We start from the raw sequence: 21500 nt of genomic DNA on the forward strand, positions 1-21500 counted from the left end.
ATACTATTTAAAAATAACAACATAAGGAGTAATGGCGATGTCATCACTAAAATCCAGGGTTACCCTACTACTTAATTGGTACACTAACCCTTATCATACCCCCATACTTGTGGCACAACAATTGGGATTTTATTCAGAAGAAGATATCAAACTCGCCATTCTGGAGCCTGCAGATCCCAGTGATGTGACCGAAATCGTTGGCTTGGGAACAGTAGATTTTGGTGTTAAAGCAATGATTCATACCGTTGCAGCCAAAGCGAAAGGTTATCCAGTTACTTCCATAGGAACGCTGCTTGATGAACCTCCTACAGGACTCATTGCTTTAAAGTCTAGCGGCATAAATTCTTTCCAGGATATTGTTGGGAAACGAGTGGGTTATATTGGCGAATTTGGCAAAAAAATTATTGATGATTTGGCCAGCCTCGCAGGTATTGATCCAACTAGCTACAAAACAGTACGCATTGGTATGAATGTCACAGATGCCATTTATCGGGATGTTATCGACACTGGTATTGGTTTTATTAACTTTCAAAAAGTTGAATTGGAGCATCTTTGCGGAGAAACCGTATTTTTACGAATCGATCAATTAGCTGGTTTAGGCTGTTGTTGTTTCTGCTCAATACAATTTATTGTTCCTGAAACAACATTGCAACAACCTGAATTAGTCAAAGGATTTCTTAGAGCAACACAGCGCGGTGCAGCCTACACGACAGAAAAGCCTGAAGAAGCCTATGAGTTATTATGTCAGGCTAAGCCACAGTTGCGTACTCCCTTATACCAAAAGATTTTTACAAGAACATTACCATTTTTTTCACGTACATTAATTAATGTTGACAGAGATTGGGATAAAGTTGGACGCTATACCAAACATCTAAAAATTATTGATGAACATTTTGATATCTCGCAATGCTATACTAATCATTTTTTGCCAGATACACCTTATTCTGATTTGAAACCAATCGCTTGTTGTCTTGAAAATTAATTATGCGAGCAGGTATTGCAGGTTCAGGGATCATGGGGCGACTGCTGGCTTTTGCATTACATAATGCGGGCTGGCAGGTATCCCTTTTTGACCACTCTAATGAAAGCACGAATTGCAGCACAGCTGCTGCAGGTCTGTTAACACCATTTTCTGAATTGGATAAATCAATTCTATTGATTTCCAGCCTGGGGCAAGAATCAATTAAGAACTATTGGCCACGTATTCTTGAGGGTTTACCTGAAGTTGTTTATTTTCAACAATTGGGCAGTCTGGTGCTATATCATCCTTGCGATCACGCGGAATGGATTCACTTTAGCCGTCGTATCCTGAATCAACTTAACCAGAATGATTCTGTTTTTCAAAAATTATCTCACGAAGATCTCATTGCGCTTGAGCCCGAGCTGACAAAGTTTGAAACCGCTTATTATTTTCCAAATGAAGCGCATATCGATTGCCAAACGCTAATGTTGTCTTTAAAAAAATATCTAGACTCTGTTTGCATACGTCACATTTGCAATACTCCTGTCTTATCGCTTAAACCAGGAGAGATCAATACAAAAGAACAAAGATATTATTTTGATGTCGTTTTTGATTGTCGCGGTTTAGGCGCTCGAAATGTATTTTCTGATTTGCGAGGCATTAGAGGTGAACTCATTTGGCTTCATGCGCCAGGAGTACAATTACGTCGCCCTATTCGTTTTCTGCATCCAAGGTATAGTCTATATCTTGTACCCAGACCTGGAAATCTTTACCTCATAGGCGCTAGCGAAATTGAAGCAGAAGATTTCAGTCCTGTTTCCGTACGTACAACTTTGGAGTTATTAACTGCTGTGTATTATTTACATGGAGGCTTTGCCGAAGCACGCATCATAAAAAATGTAACTCATTGCCGCCCAACTTTAGCAAATCATTTGCCACGCATTAAATTTGCCGATGGACTAATAGCAGTTAACGGTCTTTATCGTCATGGTTATTTAATAGCCCCAGCCTTGGCAGCAGAAATTTTACGAGGTGTAGTATCCAATTTTCGTCATCTGAATTATCCAGAACTTTGGGAGAGTTATTGTGATTAATGTCTATTTAAACGATAAAATTTATAACATTCAATCCTCATTATCATTAAGCGAATTTTTAAAGCAGCTTAATTATACTCAACTGCATTTTGCTGTCGCTATAAATAATCATCATATACCACATAAAGCTTATGAAACTACAATTTTGCAAGCCAATGACTGTGTCGATATCCTCTTTCCTATGCAAGGAGGTTAATGATGTGGAGTTTAGCAGGAAAAGAATTAAATAGCCGCTTGCTATTAGGTACTGCATGTTATCCTTCATTAGAGCATATGCAGCAAGCAATTCATAATTCAGGTACAGAAGTTATTACGATATCAATAAAGCGCCAGACTTCTGCAGGAGTGGATGGAGAATCTTTTTGGCAATCGGTAAAGAAATTAAATTGTCATCTTTTGCCCAACACGGCTGGTTGCCGTAATGCCGAGGCAGCGATTAATACAGCTGAAATTGCGAGGGAGTTATTTGATACTCCCTGGATAAAACTGGAGGTCATAGGTGATGATTATAATTTACAACCCGAACCTTTTGAGTTAATCAAGGCAGCCAGAATTTTGATTGACAGAGGATTTGAAGTTTTTCCTTATTGCACAGATGATCTGGTTTTATGTCAAAAACTGGTTGATGCTGGTTGTAAAATTTTAATGCCCTGGGGGGCTCCTATAGGCTCAGGTAAGGGTTTAATTAACCCATATGCCTTGGAAACTTTGCGTTATCGATTTCCTGATATCACATTAATCATTGATGCCGGGATTGGTAAGCCATCTCATGCTGTTCAGGTGATGGAATTAGGTTTTGATGGTGTACTTTTAAATACCGCTGTAGCTCTTGCCAATCATCCTGCGCTCATGGCAACTGCATTTCGCCATGCCGTTATTGCAGGTTATCAGGCATATACAGGAGGAATGATGCCTGCGAGAAATGTAGCACACCCAAGTACTCCATTAATTGATACTCCATTTTGGCATCAGGTAAGTGGCTTATGAAAAAACCGATTGTTTGGACAATTGCCGGTGTTGATTCATCCGGCTTAGCTGGTGTCCATGCTGACATGGAAACTTTTAGTCACCTAAATGTCAGGGCTTGCTCGGTCATCACCGCAGTAACTGCACAAAATGCTCACTCAGTTATAGCAGTAGAAGCGATATCCAGTGATCAGGTTGCTGCTCAGTGCAGTGCTTTAGAATTAAGCTTTAAGCCGGATGCCATTAAAATTGGCATGTTATGTTCTACACCAATCTGTGAAGAAATAGCTTATTTTTTAAAGGATTACGAAGGATTTGCCGTTCTTGATCCGATAATTTCCTCCTCCTCCGGAACTAACCTGTTTTTTTCAGATTTACAACAGCATAAAAAAAATCTAATTCAATTGTTTCCATACGTTACCATTATTACCCCTAATCGGATAGAAGCAGAAATTATTTTAAATAGGAGTATTTCCTCTTATCAGGATACAATCAATGCTGCTTCAGATCTATTATCACTGGGAGCAAAGCAGGTATTACTGAAAGGAGGACATGCAAAAGATAACTCATTCAGTCAAGATTACTGGACTGATGGAAAAGAGTCGTTTTGGATTGCAAATCGTCGTTTTCCTGAAACAAATTACCGTGGGACAGGCTGTGTTCTATCTTCAGCACTTACAGCTTGTCTTGCACTTGGCTATTCAATGAAAGACGCTATCGTCATTGCTAAAATGTATGTTAATCGCGGCATACGTCAATCGATAGAGATTGATAAGGATACCTCGCAACTATTTCATGATGGCTGGCCAGAAGATGAAGCCGATCTCCCCTATTTATCGCCAACACCTTTCATTAGACCAATTCCTTCATTTAACAAATGTTACATGGGTTTTTATCCCATTGTGGATAGTAGTTATTGGTTAGAAATGCTATTGCCATTGGGAATTAAGTGCATACAGTTACGAGTAAAGGAGGCTCCTCAAGAGCGGTTGGAAGAAGAGATAAAACGGAGTGTACTTTTGGCAAATCAGTATAATGCTACATTATTTATTAACGATTACTGGGAACTTGCTATTAGTTATGGTGCTCAAGGAGTTCATCTTGGTCAAGAGGATCTAGACAATGCAGATGTCGATAGAATTAATCGAACAGGATTATTCTTGGGTATAAGCACACATTGCTATTACGAAGTTGCTCGAGCTCATGCTCTTAATCCTTCCTATATCGCTTGCGGACCCATCTATGAAACAACCAGCAAAATAATGCCTTTTCAAGCACAAGGAATCGCACGACTTGAATATTGGAGAAAAACACTTCGTTATCCATTGGTTGCTATTGGCGGCATAACTTTGAAGAATCTTTCAGATGTCTTAAAAACAAAAGTTGATGGTGTGTCAGTAATATCTGCCATTACAAAAGCATCAGCCCCGTTAGCCGCAGCCAAACAATTTTTAACTCAAATGAATGAATCCCATAATGAATAAATCAAATTTAGTAATGAGCGAATTAATCCGTTATTCTCAACAAATCAAGATGGAAGAAATTGGATTAGACGGACAGGAAAAACTTAAAAATTCTCGAGTATTATGCATTGGACTTGGCGGTTTAGGTTCTCCTCTCTTACTTTACCTTGCTGCAGCAGGTGTCGGAGTGTTAGGAATTGTCGATGATGACATCATTGAATTAAGTAATTTGCACAGGCAGATTCTTTATAATCATACCCATATTAATAAAAAAAAGGCTGTTGCCGCAAAAAAGCAACTTCTGGTTATTAATCCCCTGATTCAAGTTAAATCTTACTCCAGAAGATTAACAGAAGATAATGCGGCTGAGTTAATTAGCCAGTATGACATTATTGCAGATGGAACCGATAATTTTTATACGCGCTATTTGATTCATAGTATTTGCTTTGAGTTGGAAAAACCTTATGTTTATGCTAGTGCCTCACATTTTCACGGTTATTGCTCTATATTCCACAATAAACAAGATCCCTGCCTTCATTGCGTATTCCCGGTTTCCGTACACGATACCAATATGCCCAATTGTGAGGGAAGTGGTGTAATTGGTACTTTACCTGGGATGCTAGGTCTTATTCAGGCAACAGAAACAATCAAATGGATACTACAAATAGGGAATCCATTAAAAAAACGGTTACTTGCTATTAACATGCTAACCATGACCTTTAAGGACATCATTATCTCAAAAAATCCTGAGTGTGAATTTTGTATGCAAAATCAGTCAATTAAGCAACTAATTAATCCCATCAATTGTCCAACTCAAAATGATCCAAGCCGTCATAGAATAACTCTTGATGAATTTTATAAATTATTTACGGGCAGGAACAATATTCAGCTCATTGATGTTCGCAGTACAAAGGAACATCAAATACATAATATAGGAGGCTTGGTGCTTCCTTTGGATGAAGTGCCTCAGCGCTTACATGAACTGAACCCTAATCAGCCTGTTATTCTGTACTGCCAGTCAGGAAGACGAAGCAAGATGGCATTAGATATACTTCTCAAGTCTGGCTTTGCTTCTGTAAAATATTTAGAAAATGGTTTAAAGGGAATAACTACAGATTGATAATAATAAAGATGAAATTTAGACTAGCTTGTTTTTACCTTCAGTAATATTATTTAGCAGATAAGCAAGCCGACACCCAGCCAGAAGTATCTGTTTTTCCGTAATATTTTGAGTATTTAACTGATATTGCTTGCCGGGTACTTGATAAGCTGAAACCTTATAAACTTTAGTCAATGCCAATTGGTGTGAGGCATTAATCCATTGTTGCGGATTTTTTTCCTTACTGGCTGATTGGCAAGACCATTTCTTCTCCAATTGCTTCGCCTTATTTTTAATCTGAAAAAACTTGTCTTGACCAATCAGAATACCGCCACCATTATCCCAATATTGATGCAAATTTTTCCCAATAGGATTTTTACCTAGCCGAAATAAATTTCCACCCAAATCACCATTAGGTAATTTTTTACTTATCTTTGTAACGGTATGCAAAGGCTGATGAATATCTCCAACCAGATGTACCAATATACGCAAGCTCAATTTTTTATCAGTAATACTCGCTTTATTGGAAGACAACACAGCAACTGCCTGATTAATTCCCCAGAGTGCATTGATCTCTGGCAGGGCTGGTAATGCTGTTTCATCCCTGGAAAAAGGAATATCGATGTAATGTAACGCATCAAACCAATGAACATCATGTGCTCTTATGGAGTCCAGCCAAGAAGCTGATTTTACAAAATTGACATTAGCCGATGTCTTCGATTTTGAATGGGAATATAAATCACACATTTGCTTGGCTTGAGGTGTCAAATTATCGTATGCAATCTGGGCCACCAGTTGGTGCCCTATCGCGTTCCATGAATAACCTGCATGAGCTATAAATAAAAAAAACAATACCAGTAAGTTTCTTATCATTTTTAACTCAGGTAAGGGGACCAAGCCGGCTCTTGAACATCTCCTTCACGAGCAGGAAGTCTCATTCTAATTCTTCCGTCAATCGACACAATGCCTAAAACCCCTCTGTCCTGATAACGAGTAGCATACAGCACTAAACGACTATTTGGAGAGACTGATGGCGATTCATCAAGGCCAGAAAAGGTTAAATTGGAAATCGGACCGCCACCTGTATTTTGTACACCAATATTAAATTGTCTGTCTTCTCTGTGCAGCATGACGATATGCTTCATATCTGGAGTGTATGAGGCACGGGCATTATAATTCCCTTCGAAAGTGACCCGACTTATTTGGCCATCAGCCAATGATAAGCGGTACACTTGCGGTGAGCCCCCCCTCCCTGAAGTGAATAACAAACTGCGACCATCAGGAGAATAACGTGGTTCTGTATCGATAGAGTTACCAAAAGTCAGCTGTTTCATAGTACCACTGCTCAAATCAACATCGTAAATTTTGGGTGTGCCGCTTTTCGATAGTACAACTGCCAGATGACGACCGTCAGGTGACCACGCGGGAGCCCCATTAATTCCTGGGAAACTCGTAATTAAGCGACGCTGCCCTGTTTCAACTGAGACGGTAAAAATTTCAGCTTTTTTCTTTTCAAAAGAAACATAGGATATCGATTTTCCATTGGGTGACCAGGAAGGTGACATAATAGGTTCTGAAGAAACAAGTAAGCTTTGGGGATTATGTCCATCCGCATCTGCAACCTCCAGGGAGTAGCGAGACCTTCCACCACTTCTTTGCACTGAAATATAAGCTATCCTGGTGGAGAATATCCCCCTTTCCCCAGTCAGTTTTTGGTATACCTCATCACTAATATGATGAGCTAAAGCTCTTACTTGATTGGCATTGATCTGAAAGGTTTTTGTCAACAAAATATTGCCATTGGCTACGGCATCAGCCAAAGTAAAACTCACTTCAATCCGATTCCCAACTTGATTAACTCGGCCAGTGACTACACTGTCAGCGCCAAGTTGGCGTAATGTGCCCACGGAAGATTGAGAGTTCGCACCTTGTGGTCCAGAGATAATTTTAAATTGTCCTGATATAGTCAAATCATTCTCTATGACATTCCCTATTTCTTTAGCCGCCGCGTCTGAGCCAAAAGAATTGATGGCTATTGGCAGGGCTGAATTAATTCCTTGAGTTAGTTCCAAATCAAGAGCAATCACTTGACCAGTAAATAACAGCAAGAAAAGTGAAATAATTCGATTGAACACGAGCTTTACCCCCTAACTTGTTCTGGACGAACGGTTAAACTGATATCGCGAAACAAATTAAATGTTTCAACGTCTTTAGGCACGGGAAGTGGTGAAGCCTTGTATATTGCTGTTTGTGCTGACCTATCTAACAAAGGATCACCACTGCTTCGGGTTAAAGACACCTCCAGTACCGTCCCATCTGGAGCAAGGCGTATCCTGAATTGGCTCGACAGAGAACTGTCAACATTTTCAGGTAAAATCCAGTTGCGTCCGATCGCATTGACAATAAGTGCCTTGTATTTATCAACTTCACCAGCTATTCGTGCTTGTCTTTCAGCATTTTGAGCTGCCTGTTGGGCAGCTGCCGCTTCTGCTTGTCTTTTTCTTTCCATCTCTGCTTTTTCTTGTTCAGCACGAGCTTTCTCTGCTTTCAGCTTTTCAGCCTTTGCTTGTTCTGCTTTAAGTTTCTCAGCTTTCTCTTTTTCTTCTTGTTTTTTCTTATTGAGCTCAGCAAGTTTTTTAGCTTCCAACTCCTGTTGTTTAGCCAATTTTTCATTTTGTTTTTTTAACTCTTCAATGCGTTTAGCTTCCAACGCTTTTTGCTCAGCCAATTCTTTTAACCGTTTTTTTTCTTCTTCAACTTGTTTTTTTCTGGCAATTGCAATTTTATTAGCTTCTTCTTTCAATCTTGCAATTTCTCGTTGCTCTTTGATTCTCTGCTGTTTTGCCGCCTCAGCTTGTCTTAATAATTCCTTTTGTCGGTTGAGCTCCGCTTTCTTTTGTTGTTCACGCTCTTGCTTCAAACGATTGACAGTTTTCATTATTTCTTTATTGTCGACACTGACCGCTTTTACTACTTCCTGCTGAGAAACACTGGGTTGCATCATACCAGGAGAATTTTTGGATTCCATGGTTAACACAGGCCTTTTGCTGCTATTATCCGTAAAAAGCAATACAAGTAAAAAAACATGAAGCATGACAGCAAAAAGGAATGCTTTTCTGTAGGTCAGATCAGTAATCATGCTTGCCCCTCTTCACCAGACTGGGAGTCAGTAAGCAATCCGACTTGCTCCGCGCCCGCCTGCTTTAAGAGCGCCATGGCTTGAACAACTTTCCCATAAGCAACCCCTTGATCTCCCTTAACAAGCACATTAAGTTTTTGGCCAGACTGTTTGGCTAACTCCAGTTCTGCCGCAACTCGTACTAACAAAGCTTGAGCTTCAATAGGTTCTGCTGGTGTACTGCTAATATTCAAAAAATAGCTGCCTAATTGATTCACTGATACAATAATTGGCTCCCTGTCAGCAGCCTGTAAAGTTTGACTGGCTGCTTTGGGCAGATCTACTGTAACACCTTGGGTCAGCATAGGAGCAGTAATCATAAAAATAACCAGTAAAACCAACATAACATCAATGTATGGCACTACATTAATTTCTGAGATTGGACGTTCACGATTGGCTTTAGATCGATTCATTTTAAGTCTTATCCTTTAGGTGAACCAGAAGTTTGTTGTTCAATTAAAGAAATTAATTCTTCCTGAAATAAATCATATTTATTCAGCAAAGTATTGGCGCGTGTGGTATATCTGTTGTAGGCAATAACCGCTGGAATCGCGGTAAATAGCCCTAAAGCTGTAGCAACCAAAGCCTCTGAAATCCCAGGTGCCACCATTGCAATAGTCGCTTGCTGAGCATGTCCCAAAGCCTGAAATGATGTCATTATACCCCAAACTGTGCCAAATAAACCCACATAGGGAGAAATAGATCCGACAGATGCAAAAAATGGTAAATGTTGCTCCAGTTTTTCTGCTTCTTTGGCATGGCTTATCTGCATGACTCTTTGTATAGGCTCAATAGCCACTGTGCCTTGCTTTCTACAACGGACAAATTCTTTAAAACCAGCGTGAAAAATAGCAGCAACTCCCTGTCTTTCATCGCTCTTGCTGTCTACATCAGCATATAGTTTGCTTAAGTCTCCGCAATCCCAAAATCTTCTGGTAAAAGCATCTGTCATTTGTTTTCTACGATTAAAGAACCATGCTCTTTGAAAGATTAATGTCCATGAAATTACCGAAGCAATTAATAATATCAGCATAACGGACTTTACTACCAAACCCGCTTGCATAAAATACATGAGTACATTTGCTTGATTAGCCACCATTAATCTCCATACTGAAAGGTTTAGTTATTCATTTCTCATAATATTAGGTAGTCGCTTGGGTTTTAAATTTCTACCAACGCAAACTACTTGAACACTAGCCCTACAAATTAATTGTTTATGTTGATTAGATATCTCTTGATTAAATAGAAAACTACACGCTCTAAATTCTTTAATTTCTGTTTTAATTGTTAATTGATCATCTAACTTGGCCGGAAATATATAATTAATTGTAAGTTCATGAATAGCAAATAAAATATCTGATTTTTCGAATTCACTTAGAATTAAATTGTTTTGCCTTAATAATTCAGTTCGAGCTCTTTCCAAATAACAAAGGTAGTTAGCATGATAAACAATTCCCATATAATCAACATCTTCTGCATAGACTCTAATGTTATGCTGATGATTTGATATAAGATTCATGTGTCATTCCTGTTCGATCGCACTAAAACCAAAATGTTGATAAGCTTTCGAAGTAGCTATTCTACCGCGAGGAGTGCGCATTAGAAAGCCTTGTTGTATTAAAAATGGCTCTAAAACATCCTCTATAGTTCCTTTTTCTTCACCAATAGCAGCCGCAATGCTATCTATGCCTACTGGACCGCCATTGAAGTGTTCTATCACTGCTAACAATAATTTTCTATCCATTAAATCGAATCCATGCTGATCTACTTCAAGCATTTCCAATGCTTGTTGGGCCATATCAACAGTAATAATGCCATTTCCTTTCACTTCAGAATAATCCCTTACTCTTCTTAACAGGCGATTAGCTATGCGCGGTGTTCCTCTAGAACGTAATGCAATTTCTTTGGCTCCTTCGGGTTTTGTAGGGACACCAAGCAAATGCGCAGAGCGTGCTACAATCCGGGTAAGCGAATCAACAGAGTAATATTCCAAACGTTGCACTATACCAAATCTATCCCTTAATGGCGAGGTAAGTAATCCTGCTCTTGTTGTAGCTCCAATTAATGTAAAAGGAGGTAACTCCAATTTAATAGATCGAGCTGCGGGCCCCTCTCCTATCATGATATCCAACTTATAATCTTCCATAGCCGGATAAAGAATTTCTTCTATAACAGGACTTAGTCTATGAATTTCGTCAATAAATAGTACATCATTTTGTTGTAAATTCGTCAATATAGCAGCAATATCACCTGCACGTTCGATCACCGGCCCAGAAGTTTGTCTGATATTAACTCCCATTTCGTGAGCTATGATATTTGCCAGGGTAGTTTTGCCAAGACCAGGTGGGCCAAAAATAAGAACATGGTCCAAAGGATCATTTCTCCTTTTTGCCGCATTGATAAATATCTGCATCTGTGAACTTACAGAATCTTGTCCTACGTATTCACTCAAACTAAGCGGCCTGATAGCTCTATCCATTGCTTCTTCTGAGACAATACTTTGACTACTGATTAGGCGATCACTTTCGAGCATAAGAGGTTTTGTTGGGTTCATTCGAATGAAAGCATTTTAACATATGTTTATCTAATAGCAGATCTTTGTAAGCTTATTTATTTAATAATTAAATGGAATTGATTTCACGATTAAGGTTGATGATGCTATAGGATATTAAAATGATATTATACAGTGTGATTCTCACTCACAATATCCATCAGCTGTTTCCGAGCTCTAAATATACGTGAGCGTACAGTTCCTATGGGACAATGCATTTCTTTTGCAATATCCTGATAAGTTTGTCCATCAAATATATGCAGACCATAACATAGTCGTAACTCTTCAGATAAACATGACATTGCTGCTTCTATTTGTTTTTCAAACTCTAATCCCATTATGTCTGACTCTGGGGAATTATATGGTGTAGAAAATTGTTCATCCACATACTGCATTTCTGAATCAACATGAAAATTATTGGCGCGAAAAAAATTTTTAATAGTATTTTGAGTAATTTTATATAACCAGGTTGAAAACTGACTGCGCTCATTAAAATAAGGCAAATGCCTAAATACTTTGATAAGAACTTCCTGAGTCAAATCATTAACACTTGTCCAGTCATGCGTATAAAAATAAATCATTTGTCGAATTTTGCCCTGATAACGCTCAAACAGTTTATCATAGGCTAGTCCATTTCCTTTTTGAGCCAATTCAATTAGTGATTCATCGCTTAAAGAAGTCTCAATATTCATAACTTCCTCATTATTCCTTTGCTTGTTATTACGTTCGAATATGATAAAGTCTAATCAATGTCGTGGTGGATTTATTTTAATCATTATGTATTATTATATACTATTTTTATTGCTGTTTAAGTGTAATAACCGTAATTGATCGGTAGGTATTTGATCATTAAATAGAATTAGCATCTGATTTTTTTTATCTGAGGATAGTTGGATAACTTGAAATATCATATTATGAACAAGGATTTTTAGTTCATCATAATGATGGGTAGTACCATCTATTGTTTCCAGTGACCACGTATGGTTTTGCAAATATTTGATTTCTTTAACTCTTTGGCAAGCAGTTTGGTTAGTTACGTCATTTATAAATTGAATAATGATAAGAAAAATTAAGCTCCCCTCTATCAACCCTGGTAAGGAAGAATATAAAATCAATGCAATGGTGCACAAATAAAGAATTGCAATTAATCGAAGATATACCTTGGATTTCCCTGGTTTAATCACAGTTTCTGATGAATGATACAATTTCAAGCAACTCTTTTTCGGGTTCCTCATGTCCCATTAACCAGGCATATAAATTAGGGTCATTATGAGTTAATAGATTATCAAATGCTTTTAATTGATTTTCTGTAAGTCGATCAATCTCATTGGCTATGAATTTCTGTAAAACGAGATCAAGCTCTAGCATTCCTCGCCTGCATTTCCATAATAACCGTGATTTTTCTCTGTTGTCCACAATGGATTTCCTCTGTTAATTCACGATAAATACAAGATAATCCTAATTATTTAATAATGATATCTGCTTTTGAGCAGGGCAAATGATACACTACTCTGCATTATAAACAACATTACTAATCTTGATATGAAAACTATTTTAGAATATTTAGTGAATAATAGGTCTTTAACAACATTCCGCACTATAGAGTCTGAATTATCACTAAATAGGCAGAAAAACTATCTTTTCGATTTATCTTACCTGGGAGTCATCGATTTGTTTGGAGACAAATCAACAGATTTTCTGCAAGGACAATTAACTTGTGATTTACGATTGGTAACGAATACTTCAATAATTCAAGGGGCCCAATGTAATCTTAAAGGGAGAATTCTTTCTTTGTTGGATATTATCAATTGGCACGGTGTAAAATTAGTTCTACCCCAAGATTTGATTGAAGTAACTCAACATTCATTAAACAAAGCGGCACTGCTTTCGCGTGTTAAAATCACTGCAAATAATAGCTATAAAGTTTTAGGTTTTTATTTACAGCATGATAATGATCAAATACCACAGTTATTACCTTTACCCAACGAATTATATGCTCTATCTTATTCGAGTCGTAGTTGTGTTTATCACTTAGGTAAAGGATTCTATATCTATTTAATTCATTCAGACTATTATGACAGTTTTTGCAAACCTTTTAATGAAAACAATCAATTACTTGGTTCATTAACCTGGCATACCCTTAGATTGTTTGATAATCAAATTGATATATATCCAAACTCGAGAGGACTCTTTTTACCACATCGAATTGGCCTGCATCGAACCTCATATATTAGTCTTGATAAAGGATGTTATAAGGGCCAGGAAATCATCGCAAGAACTCACTATAGAGCTACTCTTAAGCATGAATTAAAGAAATTTGTTATTCAGACAGATAGCCAATTATATTCTGGACAAAAATTATTTAAATCGGATGAAAACACAGAGATTGGTGAATTAGTTGATTATTCTATGCTTGGTCAAAATAGATATTTGGTTGCTGCAAGTATACTAAAAGAGAATTTTTCATATGCTTGTTTGGAAGGTGATCAATTTCCAATCCAATTGGAAGAAAAAATTGAGTTTGAATCTTGAAATTCAAGCTCAATTTTTCCAAATTAGAAAGCTATTTGTTTTTCCCGGGTAGCATACTCCTGAGTATATTGTCTTTATCAATAAAATGATGCTTAAGAGCACCCAAAACATGCAATGTGATAAAGGCAATTAAAATCCATGCAATAATTTCATGGGATTCGGCCATTAATTCTGCTAGAGATTTATTAGGTTCAATCCATGGAAGTGGAGCTTTAAACAAGCCGAAATAATTTGGGATTCTGTCTGCTGCAACCGACATGATCCATCCACTCAATGGCATTATAATCAAGAGTACATAAAAACCATATTGCACAAGTCTTGATAAAACTTTTTCCCAAGGCTTAACCGACTCTGGTAATGCAGGTTTTCCCTTGGCATGAATCCAAATAAACCTCAAAATCATCAAAAAAAGAATAGTAATTCCTGTTGATTTATGAAGCATATAAGCAATTCCTTGGAATTGCTCAGGTATTTCATCAAGAAAAAAACCTGCTATTAGCATAATTATAACTGCTAATGCTATGACCCAGTGAAATAATTTACTCAGCGGTGAATATTCTGAAGCAGTATTAGCCTCCATTTCATTTAACTCCTTTCATGTAATATATCAAAAAGATTCTTCCATTTTTAAATTGGATTGTAATGTCGTTTGGGTTAAATCCAGCAGCTCTCGGGTAGCAACTAAAAACATGGTATAGTTCAAAGCCGTACTTGATTTCAATGCTGTCAGAATATAGTTCCACCGATCAATTAAAGAAACGTGTGTCTCTCCCCATCTTGTTAATCGTTCTTGCAAATCCTTATTATTAGGTTCAAAACCCATTATGGCAGCTGTTAACTGTCGTTGTTGCCAATCCAAATCATCACGTAATGCTTCTCGAGATAAAGACTCCCAATGATTTTCAGTTGTGTGAACAATAATTTGCGTTCTAAGCCAGGCTATATCAAGAAACTCGCCAATACTAAAATATATTTCAGCTACTTTTGGGATTTTTATATTTTCCTCATAGGCAATTTCTATAATGTCTGTTGCGGCAAACAATCCTCGAGTCACTGTTAACTCATGGGCAAGTTGAGGCGGAATTCCTTCTTTTATCCGTTCTTGATAATGTTCCTCATATTGAATCCGACCTGTTTCACCAAAAACTGCAGGCATGGATTTTTTCAGTTCATCAACCCCTTTTGCATATAACTCTATTGCTTGAGTAATACTCATCGCCCTTCTATGTGTTCTTAAAAACCATCGTGTAACCCTTCTGGATAGTCTGACATACAACATCATCATATCAACTTGAGCTTGCGCACTGATTCTAGTACCAAGTTCCTCAATTTGTTTCCATATCGCTTCCAGGTTTAAGACACTTCTGGCAATCATATAAGCTCTGACAATCGCCGAAACAGAAGCTCCAGTTTCATCTTGTAATCTGTAAACGTAGGTAAAGCCCATTTCATTGACAATAATGTTGCTTAAGCGGGTAGCAATTATCTCTCTTCTTAATGGATGATCTTGCATTTGTTTACTGAAACGCTCTTGCAGAGGTTTGGGAAATGAACCAATAAGTATTTGATTCATATAATCTTCTTCAGGGACTTCAGAAGCAAGAACTTGCTCTTTTAATATGGTTTTGCTGTAACACATTAAAACAGCAATTCCAGGTTGAGTTAATCCTTTCCCCATTAGCTTATGTTCCATTAGAACTTTTTCATCAGGTAAAAACTCTAAAGTTCTATCAATTTTTCCTGTTTTTTCTAATTCGTTAATATACCTTCCATGCAATTCAATTGCTCTTAGGGCTTGAGAAGCAGTTAAGCTAATAGCTCGGGTTTGTAGGAAATTATCTCTGAGCACTAATTTAGCTACTTCATCAGTCATATTACTTAAAAGTTCATTTCTTTGTTTTGGAGTAAGATCTCCGGCTGCGACAACATTATTCAATAAAATCTTAATATTAACTTCTTTATCTGAGCAATTAACCCCTCCAGAATTATCTATGAAATCTGTATAGACTTTACCACCGTGTAAACTATACTCCACTCGTGCTAACTGAGTTAATCCCAAATTCCCACCTTCACCTATCACTTTGCATCTCAATTGATTGGCATTAACACGCGTTGCATCGTTTGTTCGATCACCTACGCTGATATTACTTTCAGTGCTTGATTTAACATAGGTTCCAATTCCAGCACTCCACAGTAAATCCACATCGGCTTTTAATATTGCTTTAATCAGATCATTAGGTTCAATCGAAGTTTGTTTTATTCCAAATACTTTCTGCATTTCCGGGCTAACCGGGATTGATTTTGCACTACGAGAAAAAACACCTCCTCCTTTGGAAATGAGTTTTTTATCATAGTCTGTCCAGTTAGATCTGGGAAGATTGAATAACCGCTCTCGCTCTTTAAAACTAATTTCAGCGTCAGGATTAGGATCTACAAATATATGAATATGATTAAAAGCACCTACAAGTTTAATATGCCTGGACAACAACATTCCATTTCCAAAGACATCCCCGGCCATATCTCCTATACCAACCACAGTGAAATCATTATTTTGGATATCTCTGTTCAATTCATAGAAATGACGTTTAACAGACTCCCATGCCCCTTTAGCCGTAATCCCCATTTTTTTATGATCATAACCAACAGAGCCTCCTGAGGCGAAAGCATCTCCAAGCCAAAAACCATATTCCTGGGAAATTGAATTGGCAATGTCTGAAAATGTTGCAGTACCTTTGTCTGCAGCAACTACAAGATAAGGATCATCTTCATCATAAAAAACAACGTTTTGGGGTTTTACAATTAGTCCTTCTTTGTAATTGTCTGTTATATCCAGCAAACCTCTTATAAAGAGTTTGTAACAACTGATTCCCTCTTCCATAATTTCTTCACGAGTAGCGTTAACAGGTATCTGCTTGGGTACAAAACCACCCTTCGCCCCACTAGGAACAATCACGGAGTTCTTAACCTGTTGTGCTTTCATCAAGCCAAGGATTTCAGTCCGGAAATCTTCACGTCTGTCTGACCAACGTAAACCTCCTCGAGCTACTTTGCCACAACGTAAATGCACCCCTTCAAATCGTGGCGAGTAAACAAAAATTTCAAACATAGGGTATGGCTTTGGAACACCAGGAATAAGTTTACTGGACAATTTTATAGAAATATAATTCTTAGGGTTACCCTGAGCATCTACTTGATAAAAATTGGTACGAAGAGTAGCGCCAATTGCATGCACGTATTGTCTTATAATTCTGTCTTCATCAAGATTGGCTACATTATCAAGATCAGATAAGATTTCAGCCACAAGTGCAACGTATCTATCCTCTCTCCTTTTGGAGTCATGAGGGTTGCACCGAATTTCGAATAACCTAACTAATTTATTGGCAATGCTTACATTATTATTTAGTGCTGTTTCCATATAATCCTGGCTAAAGGTAAATCCTATTTGCCTGAAATATTTTGCATAGGTTCTTAAAACAGCAACTTCCCTCCAATTTAATCCGGCGGCTAAAACTAATAAGTTAAAACCGTCATTTTCTGCATCACCAAACCATACTCTGGCAAATGCATTTTGAAATAACTCTTTTATTTCATCGATCTTAAATTCACTTTCTTTGTTGTATTGCATAGCAAAATCATTAATCCATGCTACTTTGCCATCTTCAAATTTTAAAACATAAGGACGCTCACTAATTGCCCTTAAACCGAGTTTTTCCAGGATCGGTAATACATCAGACAAGGGAATAGTAGTGTCATGCTGATAAACCTTTAGCCTAAAGCTTTTTTCAGATTCATCCAATGGCTTATAGAAATTAATACCGAGTGGATTTTCAGGACTTAGCATTTCAATATGCTTAATATCATAGACAGCCGTTCTTGGTGAAAAGGTATCCGAATAAGAAATTGGAAACGCATTTTTATACCGAGAGTAAAGTGCATTCGCTTGTTCTTCGCCATAGACTTCATGTAAATGATGTTGCAAATCATCAATCCACGATCGCCCCACTTCAATCAATTTTTGCTCTATTTCTTTCAAATTAAAATCGGGTAAATTCTTGGGATTGACCCTTACTATAAAATGAATTCTTGCCAATACCGATTCGGAAAATTGAGTAGAAAAAGTAATCTCTTCAGCATTAAAACTGTCTGCCAAAATTTTTTGCATGGCATATCTTAATTCAGTATTAAACCTATCCTTGGGCACATATACCAAACATGAAATAAATCGCTTATATACATCGACCCTGGCAAACAGGCGGATACGTTTTCTATCTTGCATATAGAAAATACCCATAGCTATTTCAAGTAACTCATCCTCAGTGCCTTGAATTAAATCATCTCTTGGAAGCGTTTCAAGTATATTTAATAATACTTTACCTGCATGGCTATAAGGATTTAAGTTAGAGTTTTTCATAATTAATGCAACTTTATGTCGCAAAAATGGAATATGCTTGGGATTTGTATGATAAGCTGCAGAAGTATACAGTCCTATAATGCGCCTTTCACCAATCACTTCGCCTTTTTTATTGAAGCGCTTAACGCCAATATAATCAGTATAAGCATCTCTATGAACTGAGGCTAAAGTATTTGTTTTGGACATTACAAGAATGCGGGGTGATGAAATTAATCCCTGTGCCTCTGGTCCCATGGCTGTAATGCTTCTTGCATTTGATTTGCTCAGACTCTGACGTAAAACGCCTAATCCTGTTTCAGGAATAGGTTGTAAAATGGTTTCTTTTCCTTTTTTAACCAAATCATAATCTCGCAATCCTAAAAAAGTAAAATGGTGATCTTCCATCCAATTTAAAAAGGCCTTGGTCTCTTCAATTTCACTGATATCAATTGTCTTTGGTACGGTATCAAGCTCCTTAATAATTTCTCGTACTTTAGTACGCATTTTATCCCAATCTTCAAATACCGCTCGATTGTCCTCAAGAGCACGTTCAAAATTTTTGTGCAACTCTGATAAAGTAGCGGGATCCGTTTGTCGATCAATTTCTATAAAAATTGGCGCTTCGTGTAAAACATCATCTCCTACAGAACCACCATTTCTTGGAAGAATTTCGGTAACCTTGTTATGGCTATCTCTTTTAACCTTAATTCCCCCCATATGAATAGTTAGATGTGATGTTAATCCCATTCTGTTAATTACTATTCTCAGAGTATCTACAATAAACGGCATGTCTTCACAGATAACCTCTACAACAGTATGTGTAGTTTGCCAACCATGACGTTCATAGTCAGGATTGTAAATTCTGATTTTTGTCTCATTAGGAGCGCGCTCACAAATTAAGGACCAAAAATTGACTGCTGCACCATAAAGATCGTCAATTTCCCACTCTCGAAGATCTTCAAGAGCGACGGTCCCATAAAATTGTTTGGCGAATTCTGCACAAAACTCTGTTTGTTCGCCAATCATTGTTTGTTTAATTTTTTCAACAACGCTATTTACTATTACGTCTTTACCTTCTTCAAATTTATAGGACATTCATTTACCCCTTCAGGTTCACTTATGCTCCGAAGCATTAATTGTTATTAATCATTGTATGTATACTAAAGTATTCTTTGTTGCCCAAGCTGCCAGCTTAATAATTGCATCATTATTCAGGCGAATGCATCCATGTGAGCCAGGTATACCTAGTTGAGTTGTATCTGGTGTGCCGTGAATATAAATGTAACGCTGTAAAGTATCTACATCTTCACCCTTATTTCGACCAGGCTCTAATCCATCCAATTGTAAAATTCGGGTTAATATCCAATCCCTTTCTGGAAATTGGGTTGCCAATGATTCTGAATAAATCTCACCAGTCCATTCTCTGGCAACCATAACACTATTAATTGGCAGATCAAGTCCAAGTATAGAATGGATTTTGTGCCAACCTCTCGGGGTGCATCCACTATTCATTTTTTCACCCACGCCATTTTTCCCGGATGAAATGACATAGTTTGCAATTAAATGATCCTTTTCAAAACAACTCATCTCCTGTTTTTTTATTGAAATAAAAATGAATTTACTATTTTTTACCATGTTTTGGATCACTAATCGCAATTGTTTTGGTATTTACAAACTCTAATATACCTTCTCTTGATAACTCTCTACCATATCCTGATCGCTTTATTCCCCCAAAAGGGAGTCTTGGATCAGAGGCTACAAAAGCATTAACAAAACAGGTTCCTGCTTCAATTTCGTAAGTAGCAATGTGCTCTCCCTTATTAAGATCTTTTGTGAATACAGCAGCACCTAAACCATACTGACTCATATTGGCGAGTGAAATTGCCTCACTCTCATTTTTAGCAGTAACAATAACAATAACAGGTCCAAATAGTTCCTCATCAAAAGCCGTCATTCCAGGTTTAACATCAGTTAATAATGTTGGCGGGTAGAAGTACCCTTTACCTTCTGGAATTATACCACCAAGCAATAATTTAGCACCTTGTTTAACAGATTTTTCTACTTGTGAATGCAAATTTTCTCGTAAATCTTTTCTCGCCATGGGTCCCAAATTAATATTGGGGTCTAATGGATCTCCCATTTTGTATTTGCTAATGAGTTCTCTGATTTTAGAAATTAATTCTTTTTCAATCGATTGAAGTGCTATAACTCGCTTGGCCGCAATGCAAACCTGTCCGGTATTATTTAATCGTGAAGCCACAATGCATTGAGCAGCAAGATCTAAATCCGCATCTTCCAGGATCAAATAGGGATCGGAACCACCTAACTCCAGAACCGATTTTTTCAAATTTTTACCTGCATTCGCTGCAACGCTTTGACCAGCATGTTCACTCCCAGTTAAAGTAACTGCGGTGACAAATTGATTTTCAATGATATGAGATGCCCCATCATTATCTACAATTAAATGTTGAAATAATGATGAAGGAAACCCAGCATCTCTAAATAATTCTTCAATTTTATTTCCTGTTCCACTCGATATTGGAGCATGTTTTAAAATAGCCCCATTACCCGCCATGATAGTTGGAGCTGAAAATCTAAAAACCTGCCAAAATGGAAAATTCCAAGGCATTATGGCAAATACAATTCCTAGTGGCCTGTAACAAACCTTTGCTGTTTTCATTTCAGTCTGAACAGTTCTTGGCATCAAATATTGTTCTGCATTTTCAGCATAATGTTCACAGACCCAAGCACACTTCTCAATTTCAGCACGACCTGCTGTAATGGGTTTACCCATTTCTAAAGCCATTAAATGCGCTAAATTTTGCTTTTTATCTTTTAATATCTGAGCAAGATTTAGCATTAAAGAGCGCCTTATGTCGAATTTAGAATTTTTCCAATTTAAATAGGCTTCATACCCACATGCTATTTTTTTGTCTATTGAGTCAAAATCCAGGCATGTATAGTTGTTTAGAACTTCTTCAGTTGCGGGGTTGACAGTTTGAATATTCATTTAATTACTCGATATGATTAACGTTGCCTATAGTTTAGTCTAAATTAAGGCTTTTTTTATTTTAAATAATTAACCTAACTTGCACTTTGCTTTTGAATATTGATACTATTTTTATTTTAAACGACATTGTCTTAAAGAACAGTAATAAAAATCAACCTGTTAAGTTAAATGGGCTTTAACTGTTTTAGTAAAAGCCAAAATATATCGTCTTTATGAACGAAGCAATCCAGATTTAATCTTTGCACTGGATATTTTT

21 protein-coding genes are annotated in these 21500 nt (G+C 37.3%); 7 read left to right on the forward strand and 14 right to left on the reverse strand.

Annotated features, from left to right (window positions below):
• Nucleotides 1-37: 37 nt before the first annotated feature.
• From OQJ02_RS07330 to OQJ02_RS07355, 6 genes are read left to right on the forward strand one after another with little or no spacing between them, the layout of a single operon-like run.
• Nucleotides 38-982 carry an ABC transporter substrate-binding protein gene (locus OQJ02_RS07330; RefSeq protein WP_265718564.1) on the forward strand — a complete coding sequence of 315 codons (945 nt, stop codon included), beginning with the start codon at nucleotides 38-40 and terminating at the stop codon, nucleotides 980-982.
• A 2-nt stretch (nucleotides 983-984) separates the two neighbouring features.
• Complete coding sequence (locus OQJ02_RS07335; protein ID WP_265718565.1) at nucleotides 985-2055, forward strand: FAD-dependent oxidoreductase; 1071 nt, start codon at nucleotides 985-987, stop codon at nucleotides 2053-2055.
• Entirely contained in the window at nucleotides 2048-2251 is a 204-nt protein-coding gene (thiS, locus tag OQJ02_RS07340; RefSeq protein ID WP_265718566.1) for a sulfur carrier protein ThiS, read from the forward strand. The genes OQJ02_RS07335 and thiS overlap by 8 nt, the downstream gene beginning before the upstream one ends.
• Nucleotides 2252-2253: 2 nt before the next feature.
• Entirely contained in the window at nucleotides 2254-3042 is a 789-nt protein-coding gene (locus OQJ02_RS07345; RefSeq protein WP_265718567.1) for a thiazole synthase, read from the forward strand.
• Entirely contained in the window at nucleotides 3039-4505 is a 1467-nt protein-coding gene (gene thiD / locus OQJ02_RS07350; RefSeq protein ID WP_265718568.1) for a bifunctional hydroxymethylpyrimidine kinase/phosphomethylpyrimidine kinase, read from the forward strand. Before OQJ02_RS07345 ends, thiD begins: the two co-directional genes overlap by 4 nt.
• Complete coding sequence (locus tag OQJ02_RS07355; protein ID WP_265718569.1) at nucleotides 4498-5604, forward strand: ThiF family adenylyltransferase; 1107 nt, start codon at nucleotides 4498-4500, stop codon at nucleotides 5602-5604. The genes thiD and OQJ02_RS07355 overlap by 8 nt, the downstream gene beginning before the upstream one ends.
• A gap of 18 nt (nucleotides 5605-5622) precedes the next feature.
• Here OQJ02_RS07355 and OQJ02_RS07360 read toward each other — a convergent pair whose 3' ends face one another.
• The 10 genes from OQJ02_RS07360 to OQJ02_RS07405 all read right to left on the reverse strand — a co-directional run bounded on the left by OQJ02_RS07360 (nucleotide 5623) and on the right by OQJ02_RS07405 (nucleotide 12728).
• Nucleotides 5623-6456 (reverse strand): S1/P1 nuclease, encoded by an 834-nt coding sequence (locus OQJ02_RS07360; RefSeq protein WP_265718570.1) that lies wholly within the window; start codon nucleotides 6454-6456, stop codon nucleotides 5623-5625.
• A 2-nt stretch (nucleotides 6457-6458) separates the two neighbouring features.
• A complete protein-coding gene (gene tolB / locus OQJ02_RS07365; RefSeq protein WP_265718571.1) occupies nucleotides 6459-7718 on the reverse strand; it encodes a Tol-Pal system beta propeller repeat protein TolB in 1260 nt (419 codons plus the stop codon).
• A 5-nt stretch (nucleotides 7719-7723) separates the two neighbouring features.
• Nucleotides 7724-8722, reverse strand: coding sequence for a cell envelope integrity protein TolA (tolA, locus tag OQJ02_RS07370; RefSeq protein WP_265718572.1), 999 nt, complete (start codon nucleotides 8720-8722; stop codon nucleotides 7724-7726).
• Nucleotides 8719-9174, reverse strand: coding sequence for a protein TolR (gene tolR / locus OQJ02_RS07375; RefSeq protein WP_027227072.1), 456 nt, complete (start codon nucleotides 9172-9174; stop codon nucleotides 8719-8721). The genes tolA and tolR overlap by 4 nt, the downstream gene beginning before the upstream one ends.
• Before the next feature lie 8 nt (nucleotides 9175-9182).
• Nucleotides 9183-9860: a protein TolQ gene (tolQ, locus tag OQJ02_RS07380; protein ID WP_265718573.1), complete on the reverse strand. Its 678-nt coding sequence runs from the start codon at nucleotides 9858-9860 to the stop codon at nucleotides 9183-9185.
• Between the two features lie 24 nt (nucleotides 9861-9884).
• Entirely contained in the window at nucleotides 9885-10280 is a 396-nt protein-coding gene (ybgC, locus tag OQJ02_RS07385) for a tol-pal system-associated acyl-CoA thioesterase (RefSeq protein WP_062727784.1), read from the reverse strand.
• A gap of 3 nt (nucleotides 10281-10283) precedes the next feature.
• A complete protein-coding gene (gene ruvB / locus OQJ02_RS07390; RefSeq protein WP_265719807.1) occupies nucleotides 10284-11294 on the reverse strand; it encodes a Holliday junction branch migration DNA helicase RuvB in 1011 nt (336 codons plus the stop codon).
• A gap of 146 nt (nucleotides 11295-11440) precedes the next feature.
• The gene (locus OQJ02_RS07395) at nucleotides 11441-12004 is read right to left on the reverse strand and encodes a sigma-70 family RNA polymerase sigma factor (protein WP_265718574.1); all 564 of its coding nucleotides are present in this window, start codon (nucleotides 12002-12004) and stop codon (nucleotides 11441-11443) included.
• A gap of 93 nt (nucleotides 12005-12097) precedes the next feature.
• Entirely contained in the window at nucleotides 12098-12547 is a 450-nt protein-coding gene (locus OQJ02_RS07400) for a hypothetical protein (protein WP_265718575.1), read from the reverse strand.
• Nucleotides 12489-12728 carry a succinate dehydrogenase assembly factor 2 gene (locus OQJ02_RS07405; protein ID WP_011215498.1) on the reverse strand — a complete coding sequence of 80 codons (240 nt, stop codon included), beginning with the start codon at nucleotides 12726-12728 and terminating at the stop codon, nucleotides 12489-12491. Before OQJ02_RS07405 ends, OQJ02_RS07400 begins: the two co-directional genes overlap by 59 nt.
• 126 nt (nucleotides 12729-12854) lie before the next feature.
• On the opposite strand from OQJ02_RS07405, the gene OQJ02_RS07410 reads away from it, so the two are divergent.
• Nucleotides 12855-13844, forward strand: coding sequence for a YgfZ/GcvT domain-containing protein (locus OQJ02_RS07410; protein ID WP_265718576.1), 990 nt, complete (start codon nucleotides 12855-12857; stop codon nucleotides 13842-13844).
• A gap of 31 nt (nucleotides 13845-13875) precedes the next feature.
• On the opposite strand, the gene OQJ02_RS07415 is transcribed toward OQJ02_RS07410, so the two are convergent.
• Genes OQJ02_RS07415 through OQJ02_RS07430 form a run of 4 tightly spaced genes read right to left on the reverse strand, consistent with a single transcriptional unit; the run spans nucleotide 13876 to nucleotide 21244 of the window.
• Complete coding sequence (locus OQJ02_RS07415) at nucleotides 13876-14424, reverse strand: cytochrome b (RefSeq protein WP_265718577.1); 549 nt, start codon at nucleotides 14422-14424, stop codon at nucleotides 13876-13878.
• A gap of 27 nt (nucleotides 14425-14451) precedes the next feature.
• On the reverse strand, nucleotides 14452-19329 hold the full coding sequence (locus OQJ02_RS07420; RefSeq protein WP_265718578.1) for an NAD-glutamate dehydrogenase: 4878 nt from the start codon (nucleotides 19327-19329) through the stop codon (nucleotides 14452-14454).
• Between the two features lie 51 nt (nucleotides 19330-19380).
• A complete protein-coding gene (locus OQJ02_RS07425; RefSeq protein ID WP_265718579.1) occupies nucleotides 19381-19869 on the reverse strand; it encodes a L,D-transpeptidase in 489 nt (162 codons plus the stop codon).
• Entirely contained in the window at nucleotides 19856-21244 is a 1389-nt protein-coding gene (locus OQJ02_RS07430) for an NAD-dependent succinate-semialdehyde dehydrogenase (RefSeq protein WP_265718580.1), read from the reverse strand. Before OQJ02_RS07430 ends, OQJ02_RS07425 begins: the two co-directional genes overlap by 14 nt.
• Nucleotides 21245-21500 lie beyond the last annotated feature (256 nt).

Origin of the sequence: Legionella sp. PATHC032 (genome assembly GCF_026191185.1) — a bacterium.
Taxonomy (GTDB): domain Bacteria; phylum Pseudomonadota; class Gammaproteobacteria; order Legionellales; family Legionellaceae; genus Legionella.